This window comes from Kitasatospora sp. NPDC056651 (genome assembly GCF_042792155.1).
GTDB lineage: Bacteria > Actinomycetota > Actinomycetes > Streptomycetales > Streptomycetaceae > Kitasatospora.
In genome coordinates, this window is record NZ_JBHTWX010000026.1 from 20,574 (window position 1) to 45,069 (window position 24,496).

Consider the following 24,496-nt stretch of genomic DNA (forward strand, 5'->3'; position numbering starts at 1 on the left):
CCGGGTATCCGTTACTCACAGCAGGGTTCTCGTACGAATTCGAAACCACACCTTGATCACCCTTACGAGTGAAGTGACCGGATCTCTGTTGAGCCGCCGGTTTTCCCGAAACTAACTTCACTCCTGCGAACGGGAGTTGCCCGGGGGCCCCGGGAGGAGGGCCGGGCGGGCGCCCCGCGGCGCGGGCCCGGCTCCATCGGTCGGCAGGCGTCGGTCGAGGACGCCGACCGGGGCGCCCCGGGCTCCGCCGGTCGAGAGGCCTCGCCCTCATCGCCCCGGGCGGAGCAGCCACCGGGGCGGCAACAGACGAAGGGATGTGAAGGCGCATGGGGTCGGACACATCGCTGCGCGCTGCTGCGGACGGGGCATCGACGGGGCGCGGACCGGATGCGGCCGGTTCGTGGCCCGGGGCGACGCGGGCGGCACCGGCCGGCGCCGGGCGCCCGGGAGGCCGCGGCGACGGGGAGGTCGCCGTCGGTGGCTTCCGGTGTCCGGCCGGGCCGTCCGCGTCCCCCTCACCGCCGGGCCGGGGGCCGGCGGCGCGCCCCCTCCGGCCGCCCGCGCGGACCGGCTCCGCCCCCCTGGCGCAGGAACGGATCACCGGACGGCCGTCGGTCGGCCGGACGGCCGGACGGCCGCGACACGACGGCGACCCCGGCGCCGGCCGGGCACGGGCCGGGGTGAGCGGATCATGAACGTGGCCACCCGGACCGCGACCCGGGCCCTGCGCCGGGCCGGCTTCACCTTCTCCGCCGACGGCGGCCACGCCGCCAGTCTGGCCTCCTGTGCCGACAGCGGCTGGTACGCCGAGAGCTGGCGGCTGCCGCGGGACGGCGGGCCGGCCGTCCCCACCGCGCTGCCGCTGTCCGGCAACCGCTCGGAGGACCCGCGCGCCCAGCTGGTCGCCCTGCCGGACGGCTCGGTGCTGATCTGCCGGCACGACGGCGAACGGCACGATCTGGTCCGCCTCTCCCCCGGCGGGAACGCCACCGTGGAGGAGCAGTTGGGGTCGGTGCGGATGACCGGGCTGCGCCTGCTGCCGCTCCCGGCGGCGTCCGCCGGCGACCCGCGGACACCGGTGGCGGTCGCGCTCGGCAGCGACACCCGCCCGGCGACCACCGCCTGGCTGGTGCGGACGGACGGCAGCGAGCCCGAACGGGTCGCCGAGATCCCGGGCCTGCACGGCGGCGGCACCTGGCTGGACCGCACCGGCACGCTGCTCGCGCTGGACCGGGTGAACGCGGGCCTGATCCGCAGCGTGGTGCTCGACCTGCGCGGCGGCGACCGCACCACCCCGCTGCTGGAGATCGGCCCGCGCAGCAACGACCGGCTGGTGCTGTTCGACCCGGACAGCCGGTTCGCCATGGTGCGCAGCGACGCGCCCGGCTCCGACCGGCTCGGCTGGGGCGTCCTCGGCACCGGGGAACCGCTGCGGTTCCCGGAATGCCTGCACGTCGCGGGCCTGCCGCTGCGACCGGTCGCGCTGCGCACCGGGGCGGACGGCCCCCGGGTCGCGGTGCAGATCGACCGTGGCGCGGGCTCCGCGCTCGCGCTGTGGCGGCCGTCGGCCGGGCGGCTGGACCCGCTGCCGGTGCCGCCCGGGCGGCTCGGCACGACCGGGCACTGGGGCGAGGCCGGGCTGCGGCTGCCGTACTCCGCACCCGACCACCCGGCGGCGCTCGCCACCCTGGACGTGGACGCGCTGCTGGCGCACGGCCCGCTCCCGCCCGACTCCGGCCCGGCGCCGCTCCCGCTCCAACTCGCCCCACTGGCATCGGGGTTGCCGGGCCCCCGGCAGAACGCCGGGCCGCCCTGGCAGCCCGGCGGGGTACGCCCGGTCAGCACCGAGCCGGCCGGCTGGCGGCTCGACGGCAGCCCCCCGCCCGGCGAGGGCGGCCGCTGGCAGCCCGCCCAGAGCCTCGAACTGGCGGGCCCGGCCGGACCGTTGGAGGCCGTGGTGTACGGCGGGGACGCCTGGCTGAGCAGCCCGCACCTGGTGCTGGCGCTGCACGGCGGACCGGCGGACGCCTGGCGGCTGGAGTTCGACCCGGCGCTCCAGCGGATGGCCGCCGAGGGCCTGGCGGTGGTCGCGCCGAACCAGCGCGGCTCCACCGGCTACGGCGTGGCGCACGCGCTGGCCATCCGGGGCGCCTGGGGCGGGCCCGACCTGGACGACGTGCTGCACCTGCTGGACGGAATCGCCGGCCAGCGCGCCGCGCTCGGACTGGAGCCGCCGGCCCTCTTCGGGGTCAGCTACGGCGCCTTCCTGGCGCTGCTGGCGGCCGCGCACGCGCCGGCCGAGCAGGTCTCCCGCTGCGCGGTGGTCGCGCCGTTCCTGTCCGGCGCCCGGCTGCTGGCCGAAGCGGCTCCGCCGGTCAGGGCGTTGACCACCCGGCTGGGCGGCGGCGAGCCGATCGCCGACGCCCGCGGACCGCGCGACCTCATGCAGCTGGCGCACCGGCTGAGCGCGCCGCTGCTGGTGGTGCACGGCAGCCGGGACGAGGTCGTGCCGGTGAGCCAGTCCCGCTCGCTGCGGCACGAGTTGCTGCGGATCGGCCGGGTCGAGGGCGAGGACTTCCGGTACGTCGAGGCGGCCGGCTCCGGGCACGAGGTGCTCGCGGACGAGGGCGCCGCCGTGCTGCACGAGCTGCTGGCCGCGTTCCTGCGGACCGGCCGCCCCTGCTGAGCCGCCCCTGCTGAGCCGTCCTTGCCGAGCCGCCCGGCCGTGCCCGCCCCGTGCCCGCCCCGGGCCCGTGCGGGGCAGCGGGTGCGCCCGACCCGCGGCCCGCTGGGCGATCCGGGTGAACTCGCCGTGGCCGGGCGCGGACCGGGTGCGGCCGCCGGCCGACCCCGTGGGTGACCGCCGGGCCGGCCCGGCGGTCGCCAAGTGCCGCCCCCGGCGCGCCGCGAGCCGGTCGGCCGCCGGCCCGTTCCGACGCCCCGGACCAGCACGGGACGCGCGTCAGGATCTCGCATAGGATCTCGTCCGTCCCGGCCGTTACGGTGGCCGGGGCGGGCCGCGATCACCGGCTACGGGCGCGTACCGAGCGCCCGATCGGGGACCGGGCCGTGCGCCACCCGCGCCGGCCGGGCGCCGATGACCTGCACCCTCCGCACGGAAAAGACGATTCTCATGTCCGACACCCTCACCGACACCACCGGACCCGCGGTTACCGGGACCGACGCCGACGAGAAGACGGCCAAGGACGCCGCCGCGCACGGCCGCCACCGCGGTGGCTCCGCCGCCGACGACAACCCGGAGACCGACCCGCACGGCCGCCACCGCGCGGCCGGGGCGCGGGGCTGACCACACCGGTACGACCCACGAGGGCCCGTGGGGAGAGCACCTCCTCTCCCCACGGGCCCTCGCCGTGTGTCCGTACGCCCCGCCGAGGCGCCTCAGCCCATCGTGAGGCGCCTCAGCCCATCGTCACGACCGTCCGCAGCGCCTCCCCGCCGCGCATCTGCGCGAGCGCCTCGTTGACCTCCGCGAGCCCCACCCGGTGGGTGACCATGCCGTCGAGGTCGATCCGCCCGGCCCGCCAGAGGTCCACGACCAGCCCGATGGTGCGCGCCACGGTCGCCCCGCCGTAGAGCGAGGGCAGCAGGCGCTTCTCGTTGAAGAACAGCTCGCCCATGGTGAAGTGCGCGAGGTCGTCCTGCGCGCCCGCGCCGATCACCACCACCGCGCCGCCGCGCCGGGCGGCCTCGTAGCCGGCCCGGACGGTGGCCGCGCGGCCGACCGCCTCGAAGACGTAGTCGAAGCCGCCGCCGGGCAGCTTCTTCGCCGCCGCCTTCAGCTCCTCGGGCGCGAGCGCCTCGGTGGCGCCGAAGGCCAGGGCGCGTTCGCGGCGCGAGGCCACCGGGTCGACCACGGTGATCCGTCCGGCGCCGCAGACCCGGGCGCCCTGCACGGTGGCCACGCCGACCCCGCCCGCCCCGATCACCGCGACCGAGGCGCCGGGCTCGACCCGGGCGGTGTTGACGGCGGCGCCGATGCCCGTGGTCACCCCGCAGCCGATCAGCGCGGCGGCCTCGTACGGGAGGTCGGCGGGCACCTTGATGGCGGCGTTCGCCGCGACCACGACCTCCTCGGCGAAGGCCCCGGTGCCGTAGAAGCCGGAGGCGCTCAGCCCGCCCTCCGCGATCCGGAAGCCCGGGGCGCCGAGGCCGCGCAGGCTGGCGACGCACAGGTGGCCGCGGTCGCGCAGGCAGTGGTCGCAGCGGCCGCACGGGGCCATCCAGCAGAGCACCACCCGGTCTCCGACGGCGAGGCCGGTGACGTCCTCGCCGACCTCCACCACGTCGCCGGCGCCCTCGTGCCCGGGGACGAACGGCGCGGGCTGGGGCAGCACACCGCTCATCGCGGAGAGGTCCGAGTGGCAGAGGCTGGCCGCGCGCATCCGGACCCGTACGGTGCCCGGTCCGAAGCCGATCGCCGTCACGTCCTCGCGGACGTCGAGGGTCTCCTGGCCGGTCTTGTGCAGGACGGCTGCGCGCATGGTGCTGCTCCCGGGGTGCCTGGTGTGCCTCGGATCGGCGGTCGCGCCGATTCTGGCACGGGCGGCGGCGCGCGACTAGAACGCGTTCCACCTCCGGCGGGCGGCGCGGACGCCCGCGGTCCCGGCGCGGCGGCACCCACTACCGTCGAGTAGGGTCCGTGCACGTCCGCCCACACCCCGTCCCGAGGAGCACCGCATGTCCGACCTGCTGGAGAAGGCCGCGGCCCCGGCACCCGAGGTGCTGGCGGCGTTCGAGTCGGCCACCGGTTTCATGCCGCTGGACGAGGGGCTCGCGCTGTACGCGGCGGCGCTGACGGCGGCCCGGACCACCGGGCTGCCGGTGCTGGAGATCGGCACCTACTGCGGCCGCTCGGCGATCCTGCTCGCGGCGGCGGCCCGGGAGGCCGGGACGGTCGCGCTGACCGTCGACCACCACCGCGGCTCGGAGGAGCAGCAGCCCGGCTGGGAGTACCACGACCCGAGCCTGGTCGACCCCGAGGTCGGGCTGATGGACACCCTGCCGCGCTTCCGCCGCACCCTGCGCGCCGCCGGGCTGGAGGAGCACGTGGTGGCGCTGGTCGGCCGCTCGCCGCGGATCGCCGCGCTCTGGGGGCGCCCGCTCGGCCTGGTCTTCATCGACGGCGGCCACACCGACGAGCACGCGAGCGGCGACTACGAGGGCTGGGTGCCGCACCTGGCGCCGGAGGGCCTGCTGGTGGTGCACGACGTCTTCCCGGACCCGGCGGACGGCGGCCAGGCTCCGTACCGGGTGTACCTGCGGGCGCTCGACGAGGGCTTCGAGGAGGTCGCGGTGACCGGCTCCCTGCGCGTCCTGCGCCGCGCCGCCCGGTAGGCCCCGGCCGCTCCCCACCGCCCCGCGCCGATGCCCTAACGTCGTGCCGGGGCTGTCGGGCTGGGGTTCGAACGGTACGGTGGCGCGCAGCACCAGGCAGAGCATCGGCGGACGGTGGGGGCCAGCAGCGACATGACGGACCAGCAGAACAGCGCTCCGGCGGTCTGGGACCCCACCGCGCGCGGCGGCGCCGGCGGCTGGGTGCGCGGCCCGCAGCGCCCTGCCGACGGCGGTCCCGGCCCGGAGGCGGCCGGGGCACCCGCCGCGCCGCAGCCGTTCGGGTCCCAGCCGTCGACGCCCCAGCCGTTCGGGTCCCAGCCGCCCGCGCCCGGCGCCGTCGGCGACCAGGGCCCGCCGCTGGGCGCCCGCCCCTACCTCTCCGACGCTCCCGACGACGATCCGCCGACCGCCCGGCTGTCCCCCGTCGCGCCCCCGCCGTCCCCGGCCGCCCCGCCGTTCCCCTCCCACCCGGGCCCGCCGACCCCCGGCTACGGCTACCCGCCGCAGCCGCCAGCCGCCCCGCCGCTGCCCCCGTACGGCGCCCGGCCCGACTACCCGACCGGCCCCGGGGAGGACGAGGAGCGCCCGGCCAACCGCCGGACCCCGCTGCTGATCGGCTTCGCCCTGCTCCTGGTGCTGGCGATCGGCGGCGGCCTGCTGTTCGCCGTCCGCGGCGACGGCGACAAGGACGCCCAGGCCGCGCCCGCCCCCGCCCCGGCGTCCGCCCCGGCGACGGGCTCGGAGAACCTGCCGCCCGTCCCCGCGCCCACCGGTACGGACGCCGCCCCGAGCGCGAGCGCCCCGGCCACGTCCGCCACCACCCCGGCCCCGAACGCGACCGCCGCCGGCCCCAACGCCAAGTCCCAGGCGCAGGCGCTGGACGGCCTGCTCACCGACGGCGAGAACGCCAGGGCCTCGATCAGCAACGCCGTCGCCAAGGTCAGCAGCTGCCCGTCGAAGACCGACATCGAGGCCGCGGCGCAGGTCTTCGACAGCGGCGCCTCCCAGCGCGACGGTCTGCTGACCAAGCTCGCCGCCCTGAGCGTCTCGGACCTGCCGGGTGGCGCGGACGCGGTGAACTCGCTCAAGTCCGCCTGGCAGCTGTCCGCGGACGTCGACCGGGCGTACGCCGCCTGGGCGCGCGCCGTCGCCACCCAGGGCTGCTCCGGCCGGGCGCCGTCCACCGCCGACAAGAAGCACGCGGACGAGCTCAACCCCCAGGCCACCCAGGCGAAGGCGGACTTCCTGAACAAGTGGAAGCCGATCGCGACCGCCTACGGCATCACCCCGCCCACCTCGGACAGGATCTGACCGCCCAGTGCCCGGTTCCGCCCCTCGCCCGCCCCGCCGCTCCGCCCTGCTGCGCGCCACCACCGCGGCGGCGGTGGCCGTTCCGCTCTGCACGGCGGGCTGGCTCGGCTGGCGGGCCCTCGACCACTCCGACCCGACGGGCGCCACGGCGGCCCCGGCCACCGCGACCGCGGGGCCGGCCCCGGCCGGGACCGCCTCCGACACACCCCTCACCCCTCCCGGCACACCACCGCCGACCACCGGGGCCGAACCCGGGACCCCCGCTCCGGCCGAGCCCCGGGCCGGGACTCCGACCGAGGACCAGGCCGAGACCCAGGGCGAGGCCCAGGCCACTCCGACCGCTCCCGCCGCCCCCGCCGCCCCCGCCGCCGGGCCGGCCGGCCTGGCCGGCCGCACCGTCCTGCTCGACCCCGGCCACAACCCCGGCAACTCCGCGCACACCGCCCAGATCAACCGTCAGGTGGACATCGGCAACGCCCGCAAGGAGTGCGACACCACCGGGACCGAGACCAACGCCGGCTACACCGAGGCCGAGTACACCCTGGACGTCTCCCGCCGGGCCCGCGCCATCCTGACCGCCCGGGGCGCCACCGTGGTGCTCACCCAGGACGGTGACCGCCCCTGGGGCCCGTGCATCGACGAACGCGCCCGCGCGGGCGCCGACGCGCGGGCCGACGCCGTGGTCTCGGTGCACGGGGACGGCGGCCCGGCGGGCGGCAGCGGGTTCCACGTCATCATGCCCGCCAGGGTGGTGGCCGGGAAGGCGGACAACGCGGCGATCGTCGAACCCTCGCACCGGCTCGGCCTCCTGCTGCGCGACCGGTTCCACACCGCGACCGGTGAGCCGTACGCGGACTACATCGCCAAGGACGGCCTGGACACCCGCTCCGACCTGGGCGGTCTCAACCTCTCCACCGCCCCCAAGGTGTTCATCGAGTGCGGTAACATGCGCAACCCGGCGGACGCGAAGCGGATGACGGACCCTCAGTGGCGCCAGCAGGCGGCCCAGGGGATCGCCGACGCGCTGACCGCGTTCCTGACGGCCCAGTAGAAGACCGAAGCGGGACACCGGAGTTGGGCCGCGCACCCGCGGTGGGCGGCGTTCCGCCCGGACCGCGTGGTTTGCAACGACTTCGCCCCATTCCCGAGCCCGCCGTGCACCGGTGGGACGGTTGGGCCTAGGCTTCTGGTCCGTTCGGGAGTTTCGGCCGGTCAGCCCGACCGCGCGAACCACCGACCACGACACGTCAACGAGGGGAACGTTAGTGAATCTGCGCGCTCTCACCAGGGGAGACGCCGCCGTCGCAGGCGGGGCCGTCCTGCTCTTCATCGCCTCCTTCCTGCCCTACTGGACCGTGGACTGCAGCGGCCGGTACTGCGGGAGCACCTCGCAGAACGCGTGGAGCACCGAACTCTTCCCCGTCCTGCCCTCGATCTACCTGCTGGGCATCGTCGCCGCCGTGCTGATCCTGGTGCAGCGCTTCCAGGGCCCGGCCGCCGCCACCCGCCAGGTGCTCGGCCTGCGGCTGGACCAGTGGGGCATCGCGTTCGCCGCCGCGGCGCTGTGGACCTCGGTCTGGTCGCTCGGCGGCGGCCCGTCCGCCGGCAGCTTCGGCCACGGCTTCGGCGCCTGGCTGGGTGTCATCGCCCTGGTCGTGATGGCCGGCGCGGCCGCCGCGAGCCCCCTGGTGCCCGCGCTGAAGGCCCCGCTGGTCACCGACCGCCCGGCGGCCGCCCCCGGCCAGTACGGCTACCCGGGCCAGCAGGGCGCGCCCGGCCAGTACGGTTACCCGACCCAGGTCCAGGACCCGGCGTTCGGCGGCCAGGGCGGCTACGGCTACCCGGGCGCCGGCCAGCCCCAGCCCGTCCCGCAGGGGGCGGCCGCCCAGCCGCACGACGCCGCCCCGGCCCCGCAGCCGGCCCAGGCCGCCCAGCCGGCGCCCGCCCCGGCGGCGGACTTCCAGCCGTTCTGGTTCGCCGTCCCGGCCCCGCGCCAGCTGGCCCCGAAGGACAACCCGGCCGGCGCCCCGGTCGGCGAGGTCGTGCCGGGCACCTGGTACCTGGCCGTCGAGCAGCGCGGCACCGCGCTGGTGGCGCAGCTGCCGGACGGCAGCCAGGGCGTGCTGGCCGACACCACGGGCATCCAGCGCGGCTGACGCCCTCGGGCGGACACGGAAGGGGCGGGACCGGTTCTCCGGTCCCGCCCCTTCGTCGTGCCCCGCCCCTTCGTCGTGCCCCGCCTCAGCAGCAGTCCTCGACCACCAGTCCGGCGGGCAGCTGCTCACCGCCGAAGACCGCGACCGTCGCCGGGTCCCCGCCGAGCGCGGCCACCGCGAGCAGCAGCGCCCCGGCCGTCCAGGTGGTGCGCTCCTCCGGCCAGATCGCGTCGTCCTCGAAGACGTACCCGGTCCAGTACGAGCCGTCCTCGTGCCGCAGGTGCTTCTGGATCCAGCGCAGGATGTCCACCGCGCGGTCGGACTGGCCGATCGCCCAGAGCGCGAGCGCCAGCTCGGCGCTCTCCCCGCCGGTCACCCACGGGCGGTCGCTGACGCAGCGCACGCCGAGGCCGGGGACGACGAAGCGCTCCCAGTCCCGCTCGATCCGCTCCAGCGCCGCCTCGCCGCGCAGGCCGGTGCCGAGCACCGGGTAGTACCAGTCCATCGAGTAGCGGCCCTTGTCCAGGAACCGCTCGGGGTGGTGCGCCACGGCGTGCCCCAGCCACCCGGCCGCGAGCTCCCAGTCGGGCTGCGGCTCCTCCAGGTAGTCGGCGATGGCCAGGCCGCAGCGCAGCGCGTGCAGGATGCTGGACGAGCCGGTGAGCAGCGCCTCGTCGGTGGCGGCGCCGTCCTCGTCCACCCGCCAGGCGATCGGGCCGCCGGGCAGCCGCAGCGCGACGATGAAGTCCAGCGCGCGCCGGACGACCGGCCAGATCCACTCCAGGAAGGTGTCGTCGCCGGTGCTGAGGTGGTGGTGCCAGACCCCGACCGCGATGTACGCGCAGAAGTTGCTCTCCTTGGCCCGGTCGGTGACCGCGCCGTCGGTGTAGGCGGCGTACCAGGAGCCGTCCGGGTTCTGGGCGGCGGCGAGCCAGCGGTAGGCGGCCTCGGCGGCGGCGTGCTCGCCTGCCGTGTCGAGGGCCATCGCGGCCTCGGTGTGGTCCCAGGGGTCGAGGTGGTGGCCGGCGAACCACGGCACGGCGCCGTCGGGGCGCTGCTCGGCCAGGATGCTGCGTACGGTGTCGGCGGCCTGCTCGGCGTCGAGCACCCCGTCGAGCAGCAGCACCTCGGGGACGGCGGCGTTCATGCCGACCCGCCCGGCGCGCGGTTGGGCTTGGCGGCGTACGCGACGAAGCTCTTGCCGATGACCGGGTTGAGGGCCCGCTCGGCGGCCTTGGTGAGGGTGCTGATCACCGGGGTGCCGACGATGTCCCAGACCAGCAGCTGGTGGTAGGCCTTGACCGGCAGCGCCTTGTCGTTGTCGACGCCGACCGCGCACTTGATCCACCAGTACGGCGAGTGCAGGGCGTGCGCGTGGTGGGTGCCGTACGGCTCCAGGCCGGCGTCCTTGAGCTTGCCGAGCAGCTCGTCGCCCCGGTAGATCCGGATGTGGCCGCCCTCGTTCGCGTGGTACTCGTCGGACAGCGTCCAGCAGATCTTCTCGGGCAGCCAGCGCGGCACGGTGACGGCGAGCAGGCCGCCGGGCTTGAGGACCCGGAACATCTCGTCGAGCACGCCCCTGTCGTCCGGGATGTGCTCCATCACCTCGGAGATGATGATCTTGTCGAAGTACTCGTCCTCGAACGGCAGCGCCAGCGCGTTGCCCTCCATCGCGACCGCCGACGCGCCCTCGGGGGCCTCACCGGCCTGCTCCATGGCCGCGAACCACTTCTTGACCTCGGCGATCTCCTCGGCGTTCTGGTCGAGGGCGATCACGTCGGCACCGCGGCGGTAGCACTCGAACGCGTGCCGGCCCCCGCCGCAGCCCAGGTCGAGCACCCGGTCGCCGGGGGCGAGCGGGAAGCGCGAGAAATCGACGGTCAGCACTACAGGACTCCCATTCCTTTTGCTACCAAGCGTTCTTGACGCTTCGTCACCTGCGCCGGGACGGCAACTAGGCGACGTACCGCCAGCCCGGCCCCGAGCGGGCCCGGGCGCCGGCGCCGGTGGCGATCGCCGCGCGGTACGCCTCGGCGGTCAGCTCGGCGGCCCGCTCCCAGGTGAACCGGGCCAGCACCCGCTCCCGCCCGGCCGTGCCGAGCGCGGCCCGCAGCTCCGGGTCGTCCAGCAGCCGGCCGAGCGCGCCGGCCAGCGCGTCCGCCTCCCCCGGCGGCACCGCGAGGCAGGTCTCCCCGTCCGGGCCGGCCACCTCGGGGATCGCCCCGCCGGTGGTGGCGACCAGCGGGGTGCCGGTGGCCATCGCCTCGGCGGCGGGCAGCGAGAAGCCCTCGTACAGCGAGGGGACGCAGGCCACCTCGGCCGAGCGGTAGAGGTCGACCAGCTCCCGGTCGGTCAGCCCGCTGCGGAACTCGATGTGCCCGGCCAGCCCGAAGCGGCGCACCGCCTCGGCCACCGGGCCGTCCTCCTTCTGCGGCTTGCCGACCACCACCAGGTGGGCGTCCCGCTCGGCGCGGACCTTGGCCAGCGCCTCGACCAGGAAGACCAGGCCCTTGAGCGGGACGTCCGCGCTGGAGGTGGTGACGATCCGGCCCGGGACCCGGGCCACCGCGTCGGACGGCGACCAGAGCCGGGTGTCGGCGCCGATCGGCACCACCGAGATCGCGTCCGGCGCCGCGCCCAGGTGCTCGGCGATCTCTCGCTGCGAGGTGCCGGAGACGGTGATCACGCGGTCCAGCCGGGCCGCGACCCGGCGCTGCATCCGGGTGAAGGCGTACCAGCGGCGCAGCGACAGCCGCTTTCCCCGGGTGGTGGCGGCGTCCAGCTCCAGCTGCCGGTCCACGGTGATCGGGTGGTGGATCGTGGTGACCAGCGGGAAGCCGTGCCGGGCCAGGCCCAGCAGGCCGTAGCCGAGGGTCTGGTTGTCGTGCACCACGTCGTAGCGGCCCTTGTGGGCGGCCAGGTGGCGGCGGGCGCGCAGCGAGAAGGTGAGCGGCTCGGGGAAGCCGCCGGTGCGCATGGTGGCGAACTCCAGCAGGTCCACCGGGCCGCGGAACTCGTCGCGGGCGGGGGTGCGGAAGGGGTCGTCGGCGCGGTAGAGGTCCAGGCTGGGCAGCTCGACCAGGCGCACCGAGCCGGGTCCTTCGACCGCGTCCAGCACCGGGTACGGCTGCGCGCCGATCACGTCCACGTGGTGGCCCAGCCTGGCCAGCTCGCGGGAGAGGTGCCGTACGTACACGCCCTGGCCGCCGCAGAAGGGATCCCCGCGGTACGAAAGCAGGGCAATCCGCAGCGGCTGCGCGGTCATCCTGGGCCCTCTTCTCTGGCTGCTGTCTGTGCTGCCGGACGCATCGTCCGGTCGCTAAAGTAGATCAGGTTCCAGTGGCTGGGGAACTCGTGATCGACCACGTGAACAATGAGAGACCTCGAAGATACCGGCCCGTAGCTTTTCCTCAGGAGGCAGGGCTGGTGATTCCCGCCACGCCGAATCCTGCCGACCATGTGGAGCACGCCGCCACTCTCGCCCGCCCGGGAGCACCCTTGCCGCCGCCCTCTCGTCCGATTCCGCCACCGGCCCCGCCGACCCTCCGGGCCGCGGGCGAGCCGCCGCTGACCGCGCGGCAGGCCGAACGGCGCCGGCGCATCCTGCGCGCCGCCACCGCGCTGGCGGTGCGGGGCGGGTACGAGGCGGTGCAGATGCGGGAGGTCGCGGAGAGCGCGCAGGTCGCCCTCGGCACGCTCTACCGCTACTTCCCCTCCAAGGTGCACCTGCTGGTCGCGGTGATGCTGGAGCAGTTGCAGGGCCTCCACGAGCACATCCGGCGGCACCCGCCGACCGACCCCGAACCGGCGCCGCGGGTCGCCGACACCCTCACCCGGGCCTTCCACGCGCTCCAGCGCGAACCGCTGCTCGCCGAGGCGATGGTCCGGGCGCTGTCCTTCGCGGACCGCTCGGTCGGGGCCGAGGTGGACCAGGTCAGCGCGGCCACCGGGCAGCTCATCCTGGACGCGATCGGCCAGTCCGGGCCGCCCACCGAGAGCCAGCGCGCGGCGGTGCGGGTGATCGAGCACACCTGGCACTCGGCGCTGGTCGCCTGGCTCTCCGGACGCGCCTCGATCGCCGAGGTACGGGCCGACCTGCACACCGCGGCCCGGCTGCTCACCCTGCCCTGAGCCGTCCGCCCGCCCTGCCGCGAGCCGTCCGCCCGCCCGGCCCGGACTGGAACCTGTTCCTGCCGCGGTCGGACCGCTCGTGCGCTCCGGCGGCTAGAGTCGACGGGCAGCACAACTCCATCCCGTTCCTCCCCCGGGGAAAGCCGGTGCGAATCCGGCGCCGACCCCGCAGCCGTGAGTCCGGCGCCGCGCTCGGCCGCCCGGACGAGTCGGAGCACCCGGGGAGGCACGAGCGGCCCGCCCGGACGCACTCCGTACGGCACCGTCGAGGACTACGGAACGGCCCCCGCCCGGGCCCACCACCGCTCACCGAAAGGCACACCCGCACCATGCTGACCGCCGCCCGCCTGGGCGCCGCCGCCCTGACCGCCGCACTGCTCACCGGCGTCGCCGCCGGACCGGCCCTGGCCGACGTCCCGTCCCCCGTCATCCCGGACGGCCTGTACGGCAAGAGCGACCCGACGTACGACGGCGTCTGGCGGCAGTCGCTGGCGCTCACCGCCCTGACGGCGGCCAAGGTCACCCCGGCCGACTCGGCGGTCGGCTGGCTCACCGGCCAGCAGTGCGAGGACGGCGGCTGGCTCTCCTACCGGGCGGCCGGCGCGGCCTGCGACACCACGTTCGAGGACAGCAACGCCACCGCCGCCGCCATCCAGGCCCTAATCGCCCTCGGCGGCCACCAGGACGCCGTCGACAAGGGCGTCGCCTGGCTCAAGGCCAACCAGAACGCCGACGGCAGCTGGGCCTTCAACCCGGGCAACCCGGGCGACGCCAACTCCACCGGGCTCGCCGTCAACGCGCTGTTCGCCGCCAAGGCGGACCCGGCGGGCGTCGCCAAGGCCGGCAAGTCCGCCTTCGACGGGCTCGCCCTGTTCCAGCTCGGCTGCGCGGCCCCCGCCGACCAGCGCGGCGCCTTCGCCTACCAGCCCGGCACGGCCGGCGCCCTCGACCCGAACGCCCTGGCCAGCGGTCAGGCCGCGCTCGCCGCCGTCGGCGGGCACCTGCCGGTCGCCTCCTCGGTGCGCGCCGACGCCGCGCCCAAGGCCCTCGTCTGCGCCTCCGACGCCCCGGCCGCGCCGGCCCCGGTCTCGCACGCGGACTCCGGCGAGGCCGTCGGCGCCTACCTCGCCGCCCGGCTCGCGGCGAACGGCGGCCACCTCGACCTCGTCACCCCGGGCGCCGAGCCGAAGCCCGACTACACCGCGACCGCCTGGGCCGCCCTCGCCCTCACCCAGAGCGGCCACCCCCAGCAGGCCGCCGGCACCGTCGACTGGCTCGCCAAGGAGGGCGCCACCTGGACCAAGGGCGGCACCGACGCCGGCGCCACCGCCACCCTGCTGCTGGTCTCCCAGGCCGCCCACCGCGACACCGCCGCCCTGACCGGGCAGCTCACCGCCCTCGGCCCGGCGCCCAAGGCCACCGACGCCTCCGCCACCGCGACCGCCCCCGCGAAGAAGAAGGACGGCGGCATCGGCCAGTACTGGCTGATCGGCGTCGGCCTGCTCATCGGCGTCGGCGGCGGCCTGCTCCTCAGCCTCCAGCGCAAGCGCAACGCCCACCTCTGATGCGCCGCGACTCCCGTCCCGCCCCCGCCTCCCGGGCCGTCTCGCCCCGGCCCACCTCGGCCCCGGGCCGGGGCACCGCGCTCCCGGGCCGGGCCGCCTCGGCCCCGGGTCGGGCCGCCGGGCCTCGCGGCCGGTGGCCCTCGACCGCCCTCGCCGCCGTGCTCCTCCCCCTCCTCGGGGCTGTGCTGCTGCTCGCCTCCGCCGCGCCGGCCCAGGCAGCCGGGTACCGGTACTGGGCGTTCTGGCGCGGCGTCGAGGGCGGCGGCTGGACGTTCCAGCAGCAGGGGCCCGCCGTCGCCGTGCCCCCGGACGGCGCGGTCGACGGGTGGCGGTTCACCCTGAGCCCGGACGGCGGGCAGGACACCGCGAAGCCGCGGACGGCCGGGAGCTTCGCCGACATCTGCGCGGCCACCCCCGCCCAGGAGGGCCACAAGCGGGTGGCCGTCGTGCTGGACTTCGGGACCGCCGAGGACGCCGGTTCGTCCGCCGCCGCGGTGCCCGAGCAGCGCACGGCCTGCGCCAGCGTCACGCCCCGGGCCAGCTCGGCCGAGGTGCTGGCCGCCGTCGCGCCGCCGCTGCGCTACGACACCAACGGTCTGCTGTGCGCCATCGCCGGCTACCCGAAGGCGGGCTGCGGCGAACAGGCCGGCGCGGCGGGCCCGGCCGCACCGGACAACGGAGCCACCCGGTCCGCCGACCACGGCAGCGGCCCGGACGTCGGCCTGATCGCCGGTGGCGCGCTGGTCGCCGTCCTCGTCGGCGGCGCCGTCTGGCAGGCGCGCCGCCGCCGTCGCCCCTGATCCCCCGCCCAGCGCCCACCCACCAGCCCCCACCCAGTCCCCACCTCTGGACGACCAACCGTGAGCAGCACCGCCGCCCGTAGCACCCGGCCGCCCACCGGCCCCCGCCAACTGCACCCCGGGGCCTGGTGGCTGTGGGCGCTCGGGCTGGGCGCTGCCGCCACCCGCACCACCAACCCGGCGATCCTGCTGCTGCTCGCCGCCGTCGCCGGGTACGTGGTCGCGGCCCGGCGCGGCGACGCTCCCTGGTCGCGGTCGTACGGGGCGTTCCTGCGCCTCGGCCTGCTGGTGCTCGGCATCCGGCTGGTGTTCGCGGTCTTCCTCGGCTCCCCGGTCCCCGGCACCCACGTGCTGTTCACCCTGCCCGAACTCCCGCTGCCCGCCTGGGCGCAGGGCGTGCGGATCGGCGGCCGGGTCACCGTGGAGGGGCTGCTCGCGGCGCTCTACGACGGGCTGCGGCTGGCCACCCTGCTGATCTGCGTCGGCGCCGCCAACTCGCTGGCCAGCCCGGCCCGCCTGCTGCGGGCGCTGCCCGGCGCGCTCTACGAGGCGGGCGTCGCCGTCGTGGTGGCGATGACCTTCGCCCCGAACCTGGTGGCGGACGTCCGCCGGCTGCGCGCCGCACGCCGCCTGCGCGGCCGCGGCGACAAGGGGATCGCCGCCGTGCTGAGCGTCGGACTCCCGGTGCTGGAGGGCGCGTTGGAGCGGTCCATCGCGCTGGCCGCCGCGATGGACACCCGGGGTTTCGGCCGCACCGCCGACGTCCCGCGCCGGCTCGCCCGGGCGACCGCCGCACTCACCCTGGCCGGCCTGCTCGGGGTCTGCCTGGCCGCGTACGGGCTGCTGACGGCCGACGGCGCGGGCTGGGCACTGCCGGTGCTGCTGATCGGCCTGGCCGCCGCCTCCGCCGGACTGCTGCTCGGCAACCGACGGTCCGTCAGATCCCGCTACCGGCCCGACCCCTGGGCGATCCCCGAGTGGCTGACCGCCGGCTCCGGCGCGGCCGTGGCCGCCCTCACCACCTACCTGGCCACCCGGGACCCGGCCGCCTTCGCCCCCACCGTCGTCCCGCCCACCCTCCCGGCGCTGCCACTGGCCGCCGTCCTGACCGCCCTGCTCGGCCTGATACCGGCGTTCGCCGCCCCGACCCCGCCCCGGAGGGCATCGTGATCACCTTCGAGCAGGTCTCCGTCCGGTACGCGGACTCCGCCGCACCCGCCCTCGACGGTGTCGACCTCACCGTCCCCGAGGGCGAACTCTGCCTGCTGGTGGGCCCGTCCGGCTCCGGCAAGTCCACCCTGCTGGGGACGGTCAGCGGCCTGGTGCCGCACTTCACCGGCGGGGTGCTGCACGGCCGGGTCACCGTCGGCGGCCGGGACACCCGCGAGCACCGGCCGCGTGACCTCGCCGACCTGGTCGGCACGGTGGGACAGGACCCGCCGGCGCACTTCGTCACCGACACGGTGGAGGACGAACTCGCCTACGGCATGGAGTCCCTGGGCCTGCCCGGCGACGTGATGCGCCGCCGGGTCGAGGAGACGCTCGACCTGCTCGGCCTCGCCGACCTGCGCGACCGCTCGCTGAACTCCCTCTCCGGCGGCCAGCAGCAGCGCGTCGCGATCGGCTCGGTGCTCACCGTGCACCCGCGCGTGCTGGTCCTGGACGAACCCACCTCGGCGCTCGACCCGGGCGCGGCCGAGGAGGTGCTGGCCGTCCTCCAGCGGCTGGTGCACGACCTCGGCACCACCGTGCTGCTGGCCGAGCACCGGCTCGAACGGGTCGTCCAGTACGCCGACCAGGTGCTGCTGCTCACCCCCGGCGCCCCGCCCGTCCTCGGCGAGCCGGCCGAGGTGATGGCGCACTCCCCGGTGCACCCGCCGGTGGTCGGCCTCGGCCGGCTCGCGGGCTGGCGGCCGCTGCCGCTCTCGGTCCGCGACGCGCGCCGCAAGGCCGCCCCGCTGCGCGCCGACCTCGACGGCCGGGCGCCGGCTCCGCTCGCTCCCCCCGCCGCCGAGCCGATCGCCACCACCGACCGCCTCGCCGTCCGCCGCGGCCCCGTCCCGGCCCTGCGCGGCGTGGACCTCTCCCTCCACCCCGGCGAGATCACCGCCCTGATGGGCCGCAACGGCGCCGGCAAGTCCACCCTGCTGGGCAGCCTGGTCGGCCTGCACACCCCGGCCTCCGGCAGCGTCCGGGTCGGCGGCCGCACCCCGCACCGCACCCGCCCCGCCGAGCTGATCCGCGAGGTCGGCCTCGTCCCCCAGGACCCGCGCGACCTGCTGTACGGCGAGTCGGTCGCCGCCGAGTGCGCCGCGGCGGACGCCGACGCGGGCGCCCCCGCGGACACCTGCCGCGCGCTCGTCGAGCGCCTGCTGCCCGGCATCGCCGACGGCACCCACCCGCGCGACCTCTCCGAGGGCCAGCGGCTCACCCTCGCCCTCGCCGTCGTGCTCACCGCCCGGCCCCCGCTGCTGCTCCTGGACGAGCCGACCCGCGGTCTCGACTACGCGGCCAAGGCCCGGCTGGTGGAGATCCTGCGCTCGCTGGCCGCCGAGGGCCACGCGGTGCTGCTCGCCACCCATGACGTCGAGCTGGCCGCCGAGCTCTCCCACCGCACGGTGATCCTGGCCGAGGGCGAGATCGTCGCGGACGGGCCGACCGCCGAGGTGGTGGTCTCCTCCCCCGCGTTCGCCCCGCAGGTCGCCAAGGTGCTGGCGCCCGGGCCGTGGCTCACCGTCGGACAGGTCGCGGAGGCGCTGAACGCATGAGCAGCCGTCCCGTCCCGCTCGGGCGCCGGTCCGTCGCGGCACTGCTGTCCGTCTCCTTCGTCGGCGTCGCCGCGTTCGGCTGGCCGCTGCTCGCCTCCACGAAGTCGGCGCTGGTCGGCCACTCGGCGGACGCGCCGTGGCTGTTCGCGCTGCTGCTCCCGCTGCTCCTCGCCGTCGTCATCGCGCAGATCTCCGAGGGCCGCTCGGCGGGCGGCGGCGCGCCCGGCCTGGACGCCAAGTCCGTGGCCCTGCTGGGGGTGCTGGCGGCGGCGGGCGCCGCGCTGCGGCCGCTCGGCGCGGGCACGGCGGGGCTGGAGCCGATGTTCTTCCTGATGGTGCTGTCCGGGCGGGTGCTCGGGCCCGGCTTCGGCTTCGTACTCGGCTCGCTGTCGATGTTCGCGTCCGCGCTGCTCACCGGCGGGGTCGGGCCGTGGCTGCCGTTCCAGATGCTCGCCATGGGGTGGGTCTGCCTGGGCGCCGGGCTGCTGCCGGGGGCCTCCTCGCTGCGCGGGCGCCGCGAACTCCTGCTGCTGGCGGGATACGGGGCCGTCGCGTCCCTGCTGTACGGCACGATCATGAACCTCCAGGGCTGGCCGTACATCGGCGGCCTGGCCGGCTCCGTCTCCTTCGTCCCCGGCGACCCGCTGCCCGCCAACCTGGTCCGCTTCGCCGCCTACTGCCTGACCACGTCCCTGGGCTGGGACCTCCCCCGGGCGGCGCTCACCGTGGTGCTGTGCCTCACCCTCGGCACCCCCGTGCTGCGCGCGCTGCGCCGGACCACCCGCCGCGCCGCCTTCGACGCCCCGGTCACCTTCCGGCCGCCGGAGCCGTGAGGCCCGGGCCGCCGACCCGGAGCAGGTGGGCGTACCGGCCGTCGTGGGCCAGGAGTTCGTCGTGGGTGCCGCGTTCGACGATCCGCCCGCGGTCGAGGACGACGATCTCGTCGGCGGACCGGATGGTCGACAGCCGGTGGGCGATGGTGATCGTCGTCCGGCCGGCCGACAGGGTGTCGAGGGCCTCCTGGACCGCGCGTTCGGTGTGGGTGTCCAGCGCGCTGGTCGCCTCGTCGAGGACCAGGACCGGCGGGTTGCGCAGCATCGCCCGCGCGATGGCCAGCCGCTGTTTCTCACCGCCGGAGAAGCGGTGGCCGCGCTCCCCGACGATGGTGTCGTAGCCCTCCGGCAGGCCGACGATGAGGTCGTGGATCTGGGCGGCCCGGGCGGCCGCCACGATCTCCTCGTCCGACGCCCCGACCTTGGCGAAGCGCAGGTTGTCGGTGACGGTCGTGTGGAAGAGGTGGGTGTCCTGGGACACGACGCAGACCTGGTCGGCGAGGTCGGCGAAGCCGAGGTCCCGGACGTCGACCCCGTCGATCGTGACGCGGCCGGCGGTGGCGTCGTAGAGGCGGGGCACCAGGTAGCCGAGCGTGGTCTTCCCGGCGCCGGTCGCGCCGACCACGGCGAGCCGGCCACCGGGGGGCAGGTCGAGGTCGATCCCGTGGAGGATCCGCTCCTCGCCGTAGGAGAAGTCGACGCCCTCGAAGCGGATGTGGCCGCGGACGGGCCCCGCCGTGACGGGGCGCGCGGGTTCGGCGACCTCGACCGGCAGGTCGAGGTACTCGAAGACCCGCTCGAACAGGGCGTAGGAACTCTGGAGGCTGATGCCGACCTGGAGGAGTGAGACGGTCGGCCCGAACAGTCCCTGCTGGACGGTCGTGAAGGCCACCAGGGTGCCGACGGAGAGCGCGGGCCGGCCCTGGTCGCCGGTGAGGCCGGCGGTCCAGTAGATGGCGACCGGCATGGCGGCCATGATGACCTGCACCGCGGACTGCCGCCACCGGCCGGACAGCGCGGACCTGACGGTCAGGTCCGCGAGGATCCGGGACTGGCCGGCGAACTCGTTGTTCAGCGTCGCGGTGCGCCCCATCACCCGGCCGAGCAGGAAGCCGTTGACCGAGAGCGACTCCTCGACGAGGGTGGCCATCGTCGCCAGCTGCTGCTGGCGTTCGAGCACCACGGCCCGGCGTTCCTCGCCGACCTTGCGGCTGATCCAGACGCACAGCGGAAGGATCAGCAGGGACACGATCGTCAGCTGCCAGTCCAGCGCGAGCATCGCGACGAGGCTGGCCACCAGGGTGGTCACGTTGCCGACGACGCCGGTGAGGATGTTGGTCACGCTCGATCCCATGCCGCCGATGTCGTTGGCGATCCGGGACTGCACCTCACCGTTGCGGGTTCGGGTGAAGAAGGCCAGCGACATCCGCTGGAGGTGGGTGTAGACGGCCTTGCGGAGGTCGTCCATCACGGCCTGGCTGACCGTCAGCGACAGGTAGGACTGGAGGACGCCGACCGCGCTGGACAGCAGGACCAGGCCGAGCATGGTGGCCGCCAGCCCGGTGAGCAGGCCGGTCCGGCCCTGCGGCAGTGCCGTGTCGAGGATCTGCCGGAGCAGGAAGGGCGGGGCGAGGGCCGCCAGCGAGGAGCCCAGGATCAGGGCGCAGACCAGGGCCATCCGGCCGCGGTAGGGCCGGAAGAGCCGGGCCACCCGCCGTAGCGACACGTCGGGGACTGTCGCCTTCGGCGTCTCGTTCGCGTCCAACGGGCTGTTCTCCTGGGTTCGATGCCGTCACGGGGCTCTTCCGGCGGGCCCGGGGCCGTGGTGACCGTCCCGGCCGGGGCCGTGGTGACGCGTCCCGTCCGGGGCCGGAGCCGGACGGGACGGGACGGGACGGACGTCGGACGGTCAGGCCAGCGTGAGGAAGCCTTCCCGCAGCAGGGTCCGCACCAGCACCAGGCGGCCCGGCCCGTCGAGGTCGCCGGGGATGCCGTCCGCGGTCAGGCCGGCACCGGCGTGCTCGGCGACGTACCGGACCTCGGCCGCCACGTGTGCGGGGAACCGGACGGTCTTGTTGTTGAAGTCCAGGCGCACCTGGCCCTCGTCCACCGTCAGGTTCCACCGCGTCCCCGGGCGGCTGGCCGTCCGGGTGCCGCCGTCGACCCCGTCCGCCCTCTCCAGTTCCAGGTCCACGAGGTGGTGGCGCAGCTGCGGGTGGCCGATGGAGGCGGCGCGCTTGAGCGATTCGGCGACCATGGTCTTGGCGGACAGCGAGTCGTGCAGCACGTCCACCAGTTCGGCGAAACGCTTCTCCACCTCCTGCGGCAGGGCGCCGTCCACCGCGAAGCCCAGCGGGAGCCCCTCGCGGAAGCGGGCGTCACCCTCGCACACGTCCCGGACCGCGTCGGCGATCATCTGGGACCAGATGACCGGGTGGACTCCCATCGTCACGTGGACCGAGGCGGTCTCGTTGGCGGTGGCCGAGTGGATGGTGCCGCGCGGCAGGTACAGGAGGTCGCCCGGGCGCAGTTCGATCTCCTCCACCGGCCCGTCGGGCCCGCTCCCGGAGCGGTCGAAGGGCTGGGTGCGCAGCGGCAGCGGGTACGGGGCTCCGTGCAGTCTCCAGGTCTTGGTGCCGTGCACCTGGGCGATGAAGACGTCGTGGGTGTCGTAGTGGGGCGTGAACCCCTGGTTGCCGGCGGGCGTGAGGTAGAGGTTCATCTGGAACCGGCAGTTCGTCTCCGCACCCAGCTGCGCGGCCAGCCGCGCCAGCGGCTCCCAGCGCCCTTCGAGGGCGTTGACGACGATCGTCGAACCGTTGCGGTACCGCTCGTAGAGCGCTTCCAGCGCGTTCGTGGTCCCGTTCCAGCCCTGCACCGCACCCAGCTCGGCGACCGGTGTCTCCTTGCCCTCGATCACCACCCGGACGCCTTCGAGGGTCACCCTGGACAGGGCCAGGATGTCGTCCACGTCGTCCAGTGTCGGGAGCCGGCGGTGGTACGCCGGATCGTCCCGCCGGATGAAGAGCGGCTTCTTCTCCCAGTAGTCCCGTTGGAATTCCTCCACGGTCACGGGGTGGATCAGATCGGAGAGATCAGAAAAAGGCCGCGCGCTGGACGCGGCCTTTCCCTGATCCGCAGGAGTCGTCATCGGGCGAGTCACCTCACGGATTTTCGAACTACGGTCGAACCGGCCGGACCTGGATCAGTCGCGGTCGTCGTACTGGCCGAACGGGTAGGAGTCCCAGCCGCCCGAGTTGTTGGTGTCGTTGTCGTCGCTGCCCCTGCTCGGGTCGTGCTTGGCGATCGGGGTGGCGACCGGGCGGACGACGGTGATGTCCGCCGGGTTGAGGGATGTCGACATCGGTGAGCCTCCTTCTGTTGGTGGGACGTGCTTCCGACCGTTCGTCCGGAGTCTTTCGCGGCGGTGGTGGCGTGACCAGGAGATCTCTCCGGCAGACTCGGCGGCAGACTTCCGGCGGAGGGTGCCGGTCCTCCGGCCCGTACACCGGCTTCCGGCCCGTACACCGGCCTCCGGTCCGCAGGTCGACCTCCGGTCCCGGTCGGGTCAGACGTCCCTGCGGTGGGCCGACACCGCCGCCGCGGCGAGCAGGACGAGCGGGGTGACCAGCAGGACGGCCCAGGCCGCCGGGGTGGACGGCCCGTGGCGGTCCGGCTGGCTGACGATGAGGTGGCGCAGTGCGCTGTCCATCAGCGCCTGGTGGACCCGCAGGGGCCAACCGCGGTCGCCGTGCAGGAAGAGCGGCGCCAGGAAGAGGAACCCGAAGCAGGCGGTGACGGCCCCCGCGCCGTGCCGCAGCAGGCCGGCCAGGGCCAGTCCGACCAGGGCGACCCCGGCGAGGTGGAGCGAGCTCGCGGCGATCGCGCGCAGGGCGCCCGGGGCGGTGACGGAGAGGCCGAAGTGCTTCTCCGAGAACATGGCCTGGCTGATGGTGAACGCCGTCAGGGAGGCGGCGGCGCCGACCCCCGCCGTGAGGCAGCCGACCACGGCGGCCTTGGCCGCGAGGACGGCGCGGCGGCCCGGTGCGGCGGTGAAGGTCGTCCTGATCAGCCCGCTGGAGTACTCCCTGCCCAGGGTGAGGGATCCGACCGCCATCATGGCGAGCTGGAGCAGCGCGAAGCCGCCGAAGGAGGCGGCCAGCGGGTCGAAGGCGGCTCGCTCGGCGGGCTCGTAGTGGTCCCACTTGTCCACCGTGGTGTTGTCGAGCAGGAGCGTGGTCCCGATGGATCCCAACAGCCCCAGGGCGATGATCACCCAGGTCGACCGGACCGCGGCCAGCTTGATCCATTCGGCGGCGAGCAGGTCGGCGGCGCGCTTGAAGCGGTTGTCGCCGGTGGCGGCGGGGGCGATGCTGTCGGCGGGGGCGGTGGTGTCGGCGGCGGGGGCGGTGCTGTCGGCGCGGTCCCGGACCGCGCGGCTGTCCGTTCGGCTGTCCGTTCGGCTGTCCGTGGTCATGGTCTCAGCCCTCCGCTCGTGCGCCGGTGGCGGGGCGGCCGGTGTGCTCGGCCGCGTCCGAGGCGAGGTCCATGAACGCCTCCTCCAGGCTGGCCGAACGCGGGGTGAGTTCGTGGACCGCGATTCCCCGGGCGAGGGCGAGGTCCCCGATCTGCGGGGCCGTCAGTCCGGTCACCTCGATCGCCCCGTCCGCACGGCCTTGGGTGCGGGCGCCGGCCTCGGCGAGGGCCCGTTCGAGATCGGCCCCGTGCGGGGTCCGGACCGTGACCGAGCTCCCGGCGGAGCCCCGGTCGATGAACTCCGCCATGCCGGTGTCGGCGATCAGACGACCCCGGCCTATGACGATCAGATGATCGGCGGTGTTCTCCATCTCGCTCATCACATGACTGGAGACGAGCACGGTCCGCCCCTCGGCGGCGAGTCGGCGGAACAGCAGCCTGATCCAGCGGATGCCTTCCGGGTCGAGGCCGTTGACCGGCTCGTCGAAGATGAGCACGGGCGGATCCCCGAGCAGGGCGGCGGCGATGCCGAGCCGCTGCTTCATGCCCAGGGAGTAGCCGGCGGTCCGCTTGCGGGCGGCCGCGGACAGGCCGACCTCTTCGAGGACCTCCCACACGCGCGAGCGGCCGATGCCGTTGCCGCGCGCGAGCGCCGACAGGTGGTGGTAGCCGCTCAGGGCTCCGGGGACGGCCCCGGCGTCGAGCAGGGCTCCGACCTGGTGCAGTGGGCGGCGCAGCGCACGGTAGGGACGGCCGCCGATGACGGCCGATCCGGAGGTGGCCGTGTCGAGGCCGAGGACCAGCCGCAGCGTGGTCGACTTGCCCGCCCCGTTCGGCCCCAGGAAGCCGGTCACCCGGCCGGGCCTCACCTCCACCGAGAGCCGGTCGAGCGCGAGGGACTTTCCGTAACGTTTCGTCAGCTCGGTTGTGGTGATCATCCATTCCTCGTTTCGGGTCATCGCGTCCGGTACGTCGAGCAGCCTGCCTCAGACGGCCTCGCGATGACGAACCTGGCTGTTCACCGCCAATTCGACGGACTCGTGAGCTAGCTTTAGCGCGAACGATTTGCAAGATCACCCGACGGGGGGCCGCCGGGGGCGG

21 protein-coding genes and 1 riboswitch are annotated in these 24,496 nt (G+C 75.5%); of the genes, 12 read left to right on the forward strand and 9 right to left on the reverse strand.

Annotated features, from left to right (window positions below; translation table 11 throughout):
• The first annotated feature begins 691 nt into the window (after positions 1–691).
• A complete protein-coding gene (locus ACFRAR_RS13150; RefSeq protein ID WP_380697831.1) occupies positions 692–2,686 on the forward strand; it encodes an alpha/beta hydrolase family protein in 1,995 nt (664 codons plus the stop codon).
• Positions 2,687–3,133: 447 nt separating this feature from the next.
• Positions 3,134–3,307, forward strand: coding sequence for a hypothetical protein (locus ACFRAR_RS13155; protein WP_380697833.1), 174 nt, complete (start codon positions 3,134–3,136; stop codon positions 3,305–3,307).
• 112 nt (positions 3,308–3,419) lie between these two features.
• Here ACFRAR_RS13155 and ACFRAR_RS13160 read toward each other — a convergent pair whose 3' ends face one another.
• The gene (locus ACFRAR_RS13160; protein WP_380697835.1) at positions 3,420–4,502 is read right to left on the reverse strand and encodes an alcohol dehydrogenase catalytic domain-containing protein; all 1,083 of its coding nucleotides are present in this window, start codon (positions 4,500–4,502) and stop codon (positions 3,420–3,422) included.
• A gap of 196 nt (positions 4,503–4,698) precedes the next feature.
• On the opposite strand from ACFRAR_RS13160, the gene ACFRAR_RS13165 reads away from it, so the two are divergent.
• The 4 genes from ACFRAR_RS13165 (at position 4,699) to ACFRAR_RS13180 (ending at position 8,822) form a co-directional block, all read left to right on the forward strand.
• On the forward strand, positions 4,699–5,355 hold the full coding sequence (locus ACFRAR_RS13165) for a class I SAM-dependent methyltransferase (protein ID WP_380697837.1): 657 nt from the start codon (positions 4,699–4,701) through the stop codon (positions 5,353–5,355).
• A 132-nt stretch (positions 5,356–5,487) separates the two neighbouring features.
• Positions 5,488–6,666 (forward strand): hypothetical protein, encoded by a 1,179-nt coding sequence (locus ACFRAR_RS13170; protein ID WP_380697839.1) that lies wholly within the window; start codon positions 5,488–5,490, stop codon positions 6,664–6,666.
• Between the two features lie 7 nt (positions 6,667–6,673).
• The gene (locus tag ACFRAR_RS13175; protein ID WP_380697841.1) at positions 6,674–7,717 is read left to right on the forward strand and encodes an N-acetylmuramoyl-L-alanine amidase; all 1,044 of its coding nucleotides are present in this window, start codon (positions 6,674–6,676) and stop codon (positions 7,715–7,717) included.
• Positions 7,718–7,931: 214 nt separating this feature from the next.
• Positions 7,932–8,822 (forward strand): hypothetical protein, encoded by an 891-nt coding sequence (locus tag ACFRAR_RS13180; protein WP_380697843.1) that lies wholly within the window; start codon positions 7,932–7,934, stop codon positions 8,820–8,822.
• A gap of 85 nt (positions 8,823–8,907) precedes the next feature.
• Here the strand turns inward: ACFRAR_RS13180 and ACFRAR_RS13185 are convergent, their stop codons facing one another.
• From ACFRAR_RS13185 to ACFRAR_RS13195, 3 genes are all read right to left on the reverse strand, one after another.
• Positions 8,908–9,969 carry a prenyltransferase gene (locus ACFRAR_RS13185; protein ID WP_380697845.1) on the reverse strand — a complete coding sequence of 354 codons (1,062 nt, stop codon included), beginning with the start codon at positions 9,967–9,969 and terminating at the stop codon, positions 8,908–8,910.
• A complete protein-coding gene (locus tag ACFRAR_RS13190; protein ID WP_380697847.1) occupies positions 9,966–10,709 on the reverse strand; it encodes a class I SAM-dependent methyltransferase in 744 nt (247 codons plus the stop codon). Before ACFRAR_RS13190 ends, ACFRAR_RS13185 begins: the two co-directional genes overlap by 4 nt.
• Before the next feature lie 67 nt (positions 10,710–10,776).
• On the reverse strand, positions 10,777–12,087 hold the full coding sequence (locus ACFRAR_RS13195; RefSeq protein WP_380697849.1) for a glycosyltransferase family 4 protein: 1,311 nt from the start codon (positions 12,085–12,087) through the stop codon (positions 10,777–10,779).
• A 233-nt stretch (positions 12,088–12,320) separates the two neighbouring features.
• Here ACFRAR_RS13195 and ACFRAR_RS13200 point away from each other — a divergent pair, with 233 nt between their 5' ends.
• The 6 genes from ACFRAR_RS13200 (at position 12,321) to ACFRAR_RS13225 (ending at position 18,919) form a co-directional block, all read left to right on the forward strand.
• On the forward strand, positions 12,321–12,953 hold the full coding sequence (locus ACFRAR_RS13200) for a TetR family transcriptional regulator (protein WP_380697851.1): 633 nt from the start codon (positions 12,321–12,323) through the stop codon (positions 12,951–12,953).
• Positions 12,954–13,089: 136 nt separating this feature from the next.
• Positions 13,090–13,173: riboswitch (cobalamin riboswitch) on the forward strand.
• Positions 13,174–13,282: 109 nt separating this feature from the next.
• Positions 13,283–14,518 (forward strand): prenyltransferase/squalene oxidase repeat-containing protein, encoded by a 1,236-nt coding sequence (locus ACFRAR_RS13205; RefSeq protein WP_380697853.1) that lies wholly within the window; start codon positions 13,283–13,285, stop codon positions 14,516–14,518.
• Positions 14,519–14,676: 158 nt separating this feature from the next.
• Entirely contained in the window at positions 14,677–15,318 is a 642-nt protein-coding gene (locus tag ACFRAR_RS13210) for an SCO2322 family protein (protein ID WP_380697855.1), read from the forward strand.
• 60 nt (positions 15,319–15,378) lie between these two features.
• Complete coding sequence (locus ACFRAR_RS13215; RefSeq protein ID WP_380697857.1) at positions 15,379–16,488, forward strand: energy-coupling factor transporter transmembrane protein EcfT; 1,110 nt, start codon at positions 15,379–15,381, stop codon at positions 16,486–16,488.
• Positions 16,485–18,086: an ABC transporter ATP-binding protein gene (locus tag ACFRAR_RS13220; protein ID WP_380697859.1), complete on the forward strand. Its 1,602-nt coding sequence runs from the start codon at positions 16,485–16,487 to the stop codon at positions 18,084–18,086. The genes ACFRAR_RS13215 and ACFRAR_RS13220 overlap by 4 nt, the downstream gene beginning before the upstream one ends.
• Positions 18,083–18,919, forward strand: coding sequence for an ECF transporter S component (locus tag ACFRAR_RS13225; protein ID WP_380697861.1), 837 nt, complete (start codon positions 18,083–18,085; stop codon positions 18,917–18,919). The genes ACFRAR_RS13220 and ACFRAR_RS13225 overlap by 4 nt, the downstream gene beginning before the upstream one ends.
• Here the strand turns inward: ACFRAR_RS13225 and ACFRAR_RS13230 are convergent.
• From ACFRAR_RS13230 to ACFRAR_RS13250, 5 genes are all read right to left on the reverse strand, one after another.
• Positions 18,894–20,684, reverse strand: coding sequence for an ABC transporter ATP-binding protein (locus ACFRAR_RS13230; RefSeq protein WP_380697863.1), 1,791 nt, complete (start codon positions 20,682–20,684; stop codon positions 18,894–18,896). The two genes, ACFRAR_RS13225 and ACFRAR_RS13230, sit on opposite strands and share 26 nt — an antisense overlap.
• Before the next feature lie 144 nt (positions 20,685–20,828).
• Positions 20,829–21,992 carry a cupin domain-containing protein gene (locus tag ACFRAR_RS13235; RefSeq protein ID WP_380697865.1) on the reverse strand — a complete coding sequence of 388 codons (1,164 nt, stop codon included), beginning with the start codon at positions 21,990–21,992 and terminating at the stop codon, positions 20,829–20,831.
• A gap of 132 nt (positions 21,993–22,124) precedes the next feature.
• On the reverse strand, positions 22,125–22,283 hold the full coding sequence (locus ACFRAR_RS13240) for a hypothetical protein (protein ID WP_380697867.1): 159 nt from the start codon (positions 22,281–22,283) through the stop codon (positions 22,125–22,127).
• Positions 22,284–22,487: 204 nt separating this feature from the next.
• Positions 22,488–23,396, reverse strand: coding sequence for a hypothetical protein (locus ACFRAR_RS13245; RefSeq protein WP_380697869.1), 909 nt, complete (start codon positions 23,394–23,396; stop codon positions 22,488–22,490).
• Between the two features lie 4 nt (positions 23,397–23,400).
• A complete protein-coding gene (locus ACFRAR_RS13250) occupies positions 23,401–24,333 on the reverse strand; it encodes an ATP-binding cassette domain-containing protein (RefSeq protein ID WP_380697871.1) in 933 nt (310 codons plus the stop codon).
• Positions 24,334–24,496: the final 163 nt, after the last annotated feature.

Coding starts and splice junctions, on each gene's coding strand:
- ACFRAR_RS13155 (WP_380697833.1), top strand. CDS start 3,134: ATGTCCGACACCCTCACCGACACCACCGGACCCGCGGTTACCGGGACC.
- ACFRAR_RS13225 (WP_380697861.1), top strand. CDS start 18,083: ATGAGCAGCCGTCCCGTCCCGCTCGGGCGCCGGTCCGTCGCGGCACTG.
- ACFRAR_RS13240 (WP_380697867.1), bottom strand. CDS start 22,283: ATGTCGACATCCCTCAACCCGGCGGACATCACCGTCGTCCGCCCGGTC.
- ACFRAR_RS13170 (WP_380697839.1), top strand. CDS start 5,488: ATGACGGACCAGCAGAACAGCGCTCCGGCGGTCTGGGACCCCACCGCG.
- ACFRAR_RS13160 (WP_380697835.1), bottom strand. CDS start 4,502: ATGCGCGCAGCCGTCCTGCACAAGACCGGCCAGGAGACCCTCGACGTC.
- ACFRAR_RS13195 (WP_380697849.1), bottom strand. CDS start 12,087: ATGACCGCGCAGCCGCTGCGGATTGCCCTGCTTTCGTACCGCGGGGAT.
- ACFRAR_RS13165 (WP_380697837.1), top strand. CDS start 4,699: ATGTCCGACCTGCTGGAGAAGGCCGCGGCCCCGGCACCCGAGGTGCTG.
- ACFRAR_RS13205 (WP_380697853.1), top strand. CDS start 13,283: ATGCTGACCGCCGCCCGCCTGGGCGCCGCCGCCCTGACCGCCGCACTG.
- ACFRAR_RS13250 (WP_380697871.1), bottom strand. CDS start 24,333: ATGATCACCACAACCGAGCTGACGAAACGTTACGGAAAGTCCCTCGCG.
- ACFRAR_RS13150 (WP_380697831.1), top strand. CDS start 692: ATGAACGTGGCCACCCGGACCGCGACCCGGGCCCTGCGCCGGGCCGGC.
- ACFRAR_RS13185 (WP_380697845.1), bottom strand. CDS start 9,969: ATGAACGCCGCCGTCCCCGAGGTGCTGCTGCTCGACGGGGTGCTCGAC.
- ACFRAR_RS13245 (WP_380697869.1), bottom strand. CDS start 23,396: ATGACCACGGACAGCCGAACGGACAGCCGAACGGACAGCCGCGCGGTC.